6 protein-coding genes are annotated in these 7,922 nt (G+C 73.4%); all 6 read left to right on the top strand.

The window, feature by feature from the left end; genetic code table 11:
- On the top strand, window positions 1-814 hold an 814-nt coding region (locus IEW13_RS16040; RefSeq protein ID WP_308420839.1), incomplete at its 5' end, for an FAD-binding oxidoreductase.
- 42 nt (window positions 815-856) lie between these two features.
- On the top strand, window positions 857-1,111 hold the full coding sequence (locus IEW13_RS16035; protein ID WP_188551942.1) for a PspC domain-containing protein: 255 nt from the start codon (window positions 857-859) through the stop codon (window positions 1,109-1,111).
- Window positions 1,112-1,123: 12 nt separating this feature from the next.
- Window positions 1,124-3,310: a gamma-glutamyltransferase family protein gene (locus IEW13_RS17585; RefSeq protein ID WP_229745249.1), complete on the top strand. Its 2,187-nt coding sequence runs from the start codon at window positions 1,124-1,126 to the stop codon at window positions 3,308-3,310.
- Window positions 3,311-3,535: 225 nt separating this feature from the next.
- A complete protein-coding gene (locus tag IEW13_RS16020; protein ID WP_188551941.1) occupies window positions 3,536-5,089 on the top strand; it encodes a sugar ABC transporter ATP-binding protein in 1,554 nt (517 codons plus the stop codon).
- A complete protein-coding gene (locus IEW13_RS16015; protein WP_229745248.1) occupies window positions 5,086-6,078 on the top strand; it encodes an ABC transporter permease in 993 nt (330 codons plus the stop codon). Before IEW13_RS16020 ends, IEW13_RS16015 begins: the two co-directional genes overlap by 4 nt.
- Entirely contained in the window at window positions 6,075-7,787 is a 1,713-nt protein-coding gene (locus tag IEW13_RS16010; RefSeq protein ID WP_188551940.1) for an FGGY family carbohydrate kinase, read from the top strand. The genes IEW13_RS16015 and IEW13_RS16010 overlap by 4 nt, the downstream gene beginning before the upstream one ends.
- The last annotated feature ends 135 nt before the right edge of the window (window positions 7,788-7,922 follow it).

Below are 7,922 nucleotides of genomic sequence, written 5' to 3'. Positions count from 1 at the left end.
GGTGGTGGAGGCGACGGTGCGGCTGGTCCCGGCGTTGCCGGATCCGCTGACCGCCATCGCCGTCTTCGGCGACGAGCAGAGTGCCGCCGCCACCGTGGCAGCGTACATGGCCACCGGCGCCCAGCCGTCGATGCTGGAGTTCATCGACCGGATGACCCTGCGCCTGCTCAACGAGTTCGGCGACTTCGGGCTGCCGGAGGACGCCGGCGCGATGCTCATCATGCAGGCTGACGGCCCCCCGGAGGAGGCCCGTGCCGCGGTCGCCGGGTTCAGCGGCGTCGCCGAAGCGCAAGGCGCCGTTGAGGTCGCCTACAGCGACGACCCGGAGGACAGCGAGACCTTCGTCCTGGCCCGCCGGATGGCCCAGCCGGCCTGGGAGAAGTATGCCGCCGCGCATGGCGGCGGCCAGCTGCTGGACGATGTCTGCCTGCCCCGCGGGGCCATGCGGGAGTTCTGCGACCGGCTTGCGGCGCTGCGAGCCGAGTCCGGTCTGATGATCACCCTGATCGCCCACGCCGGGGACGGCAATGCGCACCCCTCGGTCTTCTTCGACGCAGGCGACCCCGCGGAGACGGCCAAGGCCCAGGACGTCTTCGGTGAGATCATGCGGATCGGCCTGGAACTGGGCGGCACCATCACCGGCGAACACGGCATCGGCTATCTCAAACGCGACTGGCTCGGCCAGGAGATCGACGAGCCGGCCCGTCGCCTGCATCTGGCGGTGAAGGAGGCGCTCGACCCACGCGGCATCCTCAATCCCGGCAAGATGCTCTCCCGGCTCGACCGGGAAAGCCTGGCCGGAATCGGAGGATAACCCCCTCCCGCCAGACGCCCCGGCAGCGTAGCCTCGGAAGATATGAGAAGCATTTTCAACGCCATCCGAAGCACCGGGTTCCGCCGGGGCCCGGGCCGTGTCCTCGCCGGGATCGCAGGCGGCATCGCCGAGGGGATCGGGATCAATGTGTGGCTCGCCCGTCTGCTGCTCCTGCTGTCCTTCCTGCTACCGGTGATCGGCCCGGGACTGTACCTCCTGGTGTGGGCGCTGACCCCCTGGTCGGACGGCAGCATCCCGGTCGAGCGCGCACTGCTGGGCAGGCACGACGCCGCGTAAAGGACGCACGTGATGCCGTTCGTCCCGCCTGAGGCGTTCACCACCCGCCCGACGCTGGAGGGCACCTTCGGGATGACCGCCTCCACGCACTGGCTCGCGACCGCCTCCGCCCAGGCCGTCCTCGAACGCGGCGGGAACGCCTTCGACGCGGCCGTGGCAGGCGGGTTCGTGCTGCACCTGGCCGAACCCCACCTCAACGGTCCCGGCGGCGACCTCACCGGCGTCTTCGCCACAGCCGAGGAACCCGGCAGGCCTCGCGTGCTGATGGGACAGGGACCCGCCCCGGCAGGCGCCACCATCGCGCACTACCGCGCCGAAGGACTCGACCTCGTGCCCGGCGCCGGGGCCCTGGCCGCCGCCGTACCCGGCGCGGTCGATGCCTGGCTGGTGCTGCTGCGCGACCACGGCACCTGGGAACTGCCCGAGGTGCTCGGCTACGCTCTCGGTTATGCCGAGCAGGGCATTCCCCTGCCCCCGGGCGCCGCCCGAGCCATCGCCGGCGTCGCGGATCTTTTCCGGGAGCACTGGCCCAGCTCAGCCGCACTGTGGCTTCCCGGTGGCACCCCGCCCGAGGCCGGCAGCCTGATGCGCAACCCCGAGTACGCCGAGGTCCTCCGCCGCCTGATCCGGGCTGGCGCCGGTGAACGCAGCCGGCAGGCCCGCATCGACGCCGCCCGCACCGAATGGAAGGCCGGGTTCGTCGCGGAGCAGGCGGCCGCCTTCGCCGCGATCCCCCACCGGCACTCCACCGGCACCGTTCACGCCGGGGTCATCACGGCCGAGGACTTCCGCACGTTCGAGGCCGGGTACGAGGATGCGGTCACGGTGCCGTTCCGCGGCTTCACCATCGCCAAGACCGGCGCCTGGGGACAGGGTCCGGCGCTGCTGCAGGCGCTGCGCATCCTGGAGCCGCTGGAGGATGACCGGTTGGACCCCTCCACCGAGATCGGCGCCCACACCATCCTGGAGACGCTCAAGCTCGTCCTCGCCGACCGGGACACCCACTACGGCGACGCGCAGCTGGACCTGGGCGTCCTGCTCAGCGAGGACTACGCCGCCACCCGCCGGGCCCTCATCGGCGAGGACGCCTCACTTGAGTTCCGGCCCGGACAGCTCCCAGGCGTCCCCGCCCGGCCGGGTGATGGCACCACGGGTGACACCAGCACCGCTGCCGGCTCTGGCAACGGCCCCGGCCCCGGCCCCGGGAGCACCGTCGGCTCCACGGGCGGTCCCAGCTCCAGGGGCGGCCCCGGTTCCACGGGCGACCCCACCTCCAGGGGCGGCCCCGGCTCCACAGGCGGCCCCGGTTCCACGGGCGGTCTTGGCAGCACGGGCAGTCCCGGCAGCAGGGGCGGCGGCACAGCCCCCGCATACGGTGGTCCTCCGCTGGTCACGGCAGCCGAATGGACCGGCCTGGGCTCCGGCAGCACCGGCGCCGCCGGAGCCGGCGAACCCACCATGGCAGGGAGCCGTACAGGGCGAGAGGCCGAGCGAGGCCCCGCGGGCCAACGCGCCGGCGATATCCGCACGCCCGGCGAGTCTGGCACGCCCAACGGGTCCGGCGGCTCCGGCATACGCGATGACGGTGCCGCGGACCCAGGCGGCGCGGTGCGCGGGGACACCTGCCACATCGACGTCGTCGACCGGTGGGGCAATATGGTCGCGGTGACGCCCTCGGGCGGCTGGTTGCAATCGAATCCGGCGATTCCCGGGCTCGGCTTCGCCCTGGGCACACGCCTGCAGATGACCTGGCTGGACGAGGCCTCGCCTTCCAGGCTCCAGCCGGGCACCCGGCCGCGGACCACGCTCACCCCGACGCTGGTCCTGCGCGAGGGCCGGCCCGTCGCGGCGCTCGGCTCCCCCGGCGGCGACCAGCAGGACCAGTGGCAGCTGCTCCTGCTGCTGCGCCTCCTCGTCGGCGGCTACTCCCCGCAGCAGGCCATCGACGCTCCTGCGTTCCACACCACGGCGATGCCCGGCTCGTTCTGGCCCAGGCTCTGGGAACCGGGTGGTGCCGTCGTCGAGGACCGCCTGGGCGCGGAGGTCATCGCCGGCCTGGAAAGGCGCGGTCACCGCATCACGCAGGCCGGGAACTGGGCACTCGGCCGGCTCTCGCTGACCTGGCGCGACCCGGACTCCGGCCTGCTGCGGGCCGCCGCCAACCCGCGCGGGGCGCAGGGCTACGCCGCAGGCCGCTAACAGCGCCGCTGCCGGGACCGCGGAGTGTCCATCTGCTGGGACCCGGATAGGGCCACTATGCGGCCATTGCGCGGGCGAGTCCGTAGTATTGACATGCGGATCGACGCGCATGTCCCTGCAGCCGCCCGCCGCGGTCCCTATCCGGGCCGGAACCGGCGGCGTTTCGGAGACGGCGCCGGTCCGCGGTTTCCTGCCCGTGTGACACGAGACTCTTGAAGGGGTGCCGTGAACTCGCCTGCCCAGCGGACCGGCGCCGCTTCCGAAGGCCGCCGCGCACCTGTGCTCGCCACGCGCGCCCTGAGCAAGGACTACGGCCCGGTGCGGGTCCTGTCCGGGGTGTCACTGGAGTTCCATGCCGGGGAGATCCACGCGCTGCTCGGGGAGAACGGCGCCGGGAAGTCCACGCTGATCAAGATGCTCGCCGGCGTCACCGCGCCCAGCGAAGGCGAGATCCTCGTCGACGGCGCCGCCCGCCGTCTACGCTCGGTCCGTGACGGGCAGTCCCACGGGATCGTGGCGCTGCCACAGGAGCTCAGCCTGGTGCCGACGCTGGGCGCGGCCGAGAACATCTTCCTGGGGCTACGCCGTCCCGGGTCGCGGCTCCTGGTGGACCGGCGGGCCCTGGACCGGGATGCCACCGCGCTCCTGGAGCGGCTCGGCCAGCGCATCCCCCTCGACGTGCCGGCCGGTGAGCTCTCCGCAGTCCAGCAGACCATGATCGCCCTGGCCCGCGCCCTGGCCAGGGACGCCCGCGTGCTCATCCTGGACGAGCCGACCGCCGCGCTGACCGAGCGCGAGGCCGAGCAGCTCTTCGCCGTGCTGCGGACGCTCCGCGAAGCCGGCACCGCGATCGTCTACGTGTCGCACCGGCTGGAGGAGGTCTTCGCCCTCGCCGACACCGCGACCGTCCTGCTGGGCGGAAGGCACGTGTGGACCAGGCCGGCGGCACAGACCAGCGCCGACGACGCCGTCGCCGCCATGATCGGCCGCCCTCCCGGGCAGATCTACCCGCAGCGGGAGACCGGCGAACCCGCGCTCCAACGGGCCGGCGGCCCGGCAGCCCTGGAGGTCAGGGACCTGCGCGGCCACACCCTGGCCGGGGTCAGCCTGCAGGTGCCGCCCGGCCGGGTGCTGGGCATCGGCGGCCTGGCCGGCTCCGGACGCAGCGAGCTGCTCGCTCTCATCGCCGGCGCCCAGCGGCCACGCGGCGGCGCCGTCCTGCTCGGCGGGCAGGACATCACCGCTCGCCGGCTGGCGGGCCGGATGCGCGCCGGCATCGTCCTGGTCCCGGAGGAACGGCGCAGCCAGGGCCTCGTGATGACCCATTCGGTGCAGGACAACATCGCCCTGGCGAACCTGGGCCGGTTCAGCCGGCTGGGCATCGCCTCCCGGTCCCGGGAGCGCGCGGCCGCGCTGCGCCGGGCCGAGAGCCTGCGCATCCGCGCCACCTCGATCCGGCAGCCGGTGGAGGAGCTCTCCGGCGGGAACCAGCAGAAAGTGGTCCTGGCGAAGTACCTGGAGCGCAGCCCCCGGGTGCTGCTGCTGGACGAGCCCACCCGCGGCATCGACGTGGGCACGAAAGCCGAGATCTACCAGCTGGTGCGCCGGCTGGCCGCCGAGGGCGTCGCCGTGCTGGTGGTCTCCAGCGAGATCCCCGAGCTGCTGGGCGTCGCCGATGAGATCGCCGTGCTCCACGAGGGTCGCCTGGCGGGACTGGTACCCGCCGCCACCGCCACCGAAGAATCCGTCCTCCACCTCTGCTACAGGAAGTCCGCATGATGTCCAGCACCGCCCCGGCCCAGGCTCCCAGCACCGAGGCGACCCGCAGCCGCGCCACCATCCCGGCCCGGCTCGCCTCCTACGGCACCCTCCTGGGTCTGGTCGCGCTGATCATCCTGTTCTCCGTTCTCCGCCCCCAGGTGTTCCTCACACCGCTGAACTTCACCAACATCCTGGAGCAGATCGCCATCCTGGCGATCGTCACCGCGGTGCAGACGGTCGTGATGGTGGTCGGGGACTTCGACCTGTCCGTCGGCGCCCTGGCCAGCCTGGTCGGCGTGATCACCGCGCAGCTGCTGGTCGCCGGGACGGATCCGGCCGCGGCCGTCGCCGCCGGTCTGCTCACGGGCCTGCTGGCCGGCGCCGTGAACGGCGCGCTGGTGTCCTATCTGAACCTTTCGGCGTTCATCGCGACGCTCGCCACCATGACCTCCTTCACCGGGCTGGCGCTGCTGCTGTCCAACGGCTCGACCGTCTTCGGCCTGCCGGATTCGTTCGTGTGGCTGGGCCAGGGCCGGCTGGGCCCGGTGCCGGTGCCGGTCGTGATCGCGCTGGCGCTGGTGCTGCTGATCTGGTTCGTGCTCTCCAAGACCGTGCTGGGCCGGGCCTGGTACGCCGTCGGCGGCAACGCCGAGGCGGCCCGGCTCTCCGGCGTGAATGTCCGGCTGGTCCGCTTCTCCGCGTTCCTGGTCTCCGGCACCGGGGCGGCCCTGGCGGGGATCGTGCTCACCGCGCGCCTGGCCTCCGGGCACCCGACCGCGGCCGATGCGCTGATGCTCTCCTCCATCGCGGCGGTGTTCCTGGGCATCACGCTCTCCCGCGCCGGCCAGCCCACCATCGGCGGCACGGCGGTCGGCCTGGGCATCATGGGCGTGCTGTCCAACGGCTTGAACATCATGCAGGTGAACAGCTATGTGCAGCAGGTCCTGACGGGCCTGATCATCGTGCTGGCGGTGAGCCTGAGCCGGCTGAGCAGGAGGCGGCGATGACTCTCGTCGCGGGACTGGACTTCGGTACCTCCGGGGCCAAGCTCCTCGTGCTCAGCCTGGACGGCGAGGTCGTTGCCCGGGCGCAGGCGGACTACCCCACCGTCACCGGCCCCGGCGGGCAGGCCGAGCAGGATCCCGATGACTGGTGGGCGGCCGCCCGAGCCGTGCTGGCCGCCAGCGGGGTCGCCTCCTCGCTCTCGGCGATCGGCCTGACCGGTCAGATGCAGGATCTGGTGCCGGTGGCCGGGCGCCGGGCGCTGCGGCCGGCGATGCTGTATTCCGATACCCGTGCCGCCGATGAGCACGAGGCGCTGAGGGCCCGCCTGCCGGACTGGGAGCGGCGCACCGGTAACCATCAGGACGCTTCGAACGTCGCGGCGAAGATCGCCTGGCTGTCCACGCACGAGCCGCATGTGCTCGACCGCGCCGAACGGCTGCTGCTCGGTCCCGCCGGCTTCGTCGCCTGGCGCGCGGGAGCCCCGGCCGCCTGCGATCCGACCACGGCCTCCACGACCGGGTTGCTGGACGTGCAGGCGCGTGACTGGTTCGGCGAGGCGGTGCGCGCGGCCGGTGCCGAGGCCCGTCAGCTGCCGGCCCTGACCGGCACCGGGCAGGGCGGCTCCCCGGACGCTCCTCTCGGCACGGTCAGCACCGAGGCCGCCGCGGAGCTGGGAGTCCGGGCCGGCACGCCGCTCGTCCTGGCGATGGGCGATGCCGGCACCACCACCGACGGCCTGATCGGCGCCGCGGCCGGCAGTGCGTACCTGTACTTGGGCACCACGGGCTGGATCGCCGGCGTCACCGTCGCCGGCGAGGCCTCCGCCGAGCCGTCACCGATGCACTCGCTGGTCATGCCCGGCTGGGAGCACCGGCTGCGGATCGGCGCGGTGCAGTCCGCCGGCGCCGCCGCGGACTGGGCCAGGAAGACGTTCTTCCCCGGTCTCGGCTTCGAGGAGGCGGAGGCACAGGTGGCGCCCCGGCTGGGCGAGCTGGGGGCGCGGCCGCTCTGCCTGCCGGGCCTGAGCGGGGAACGCACCCCGGTGCGCGATCCGCAGCTGCGCGGGGCCTTCATCGGCGTCCAGGAGGCCACCGGCCCCGCCGATCTCTACCTGGCGGTCCTCACCGGCGTGGCGATGGGATTGCGGCATGCCGCCGATGCGATGGGGATCCGCCAGGACCGCCTGCCCCTCGTCGGCGGCGCAGCCGTGAGCCCGGCCTGGCGGCAGATCCTCGCCGATGTCTTCGGCGCCACCGTCGTCACCGGTGCGCCGGAGGACCCGGCGGCGCACTCCGCGGCCCGTGCCGCGGCCACCGCCCTCACCGGGGATGCGCTGGCCGGGGATGCGCTGGCCGGAACTGGGCTGGATGGAGCCGCCCCGAGCGGGTCTGCCAGCGCCGGTCCAGCGCCCGCGGGCACCGACCGTACCCGAGCCGCGAGGGGGGCGAACACCGGTTGTGCGCCCGGCACTTCCGCCTCCGGTGAGGCCGAGCGGAGCGCGGACGCGGCAGAACGCGTGAGCGCCCAGACCTCACACGCCTCGCACGGCCTGGCACCCTTGCTCGCACCCGGCGCCGCCGTGACCGAGACGACCCCGTCTGCGGCCGCCGGCGAATACGCCGCCCTGCTGAAAACACACCGCGCACTGTACGACGTGCTCGCCCCGGCCTCGCACCGGCTGGCGGCCAGGACGCGGGCGGAGCGCGGATGATCCCGGCCCCTCGCCCCCTGCGGGCCGTCGCCGCCACGGCACCGCACGGATGCCCCTACCAGCACCCTGACCCTTCACGCCGTTTCAGGTGGGCGCAGCGACGCCGGCTGGCGGCTGTGACGATCGCACCGACTC

Source organism: Sediminivirga luteola, assembly GCF_014639315.1.
Lineage (GTDB): Bacteria > Actinomycetota > Actinomycetes > Actinomycetales > Brevibacteriaceae > Sediminivirga > Sediminivirga luteola.
The sequence above is the reverse complement of the archived record's forward strand: the minus strand, read 5'-3'. Positions and strand labels throughout refer to the sequence as shown.

Excerpts from the sequence above, each read along its gene's own strand:
- IEW13_RS16035 (WP_188551942.1), top strand. The coding sequence starts at position 857 with ATGAGAAGCATTTTCAACGCCATCCGAAGCACCGGGTTCCGCCGGGGC.
- IEW13_RS17585 (WP_229745249.1), top strand. The coding sequence starts at position 1,124 with ATGCCGTTCGTCCCGCCTGAGGCGTTCACCACCCGCCCGACGCTGGAG.
- IEW13_RS16015 (WP_229745248.1), top strand. The coding sequence starts at position 5,086 with ATGATGTCCAGCACCGCCCCGGCCCAGGCTCCCAGCACCGAGGCGACC.
- IEW13_RS16010 (WP_188551940.1), top strand. The coding sequence starts at position 6,075 with ATGACTCTCGTCGCGGGACTGGACTTCGGTACCTCCGGGGCCAAGCTC.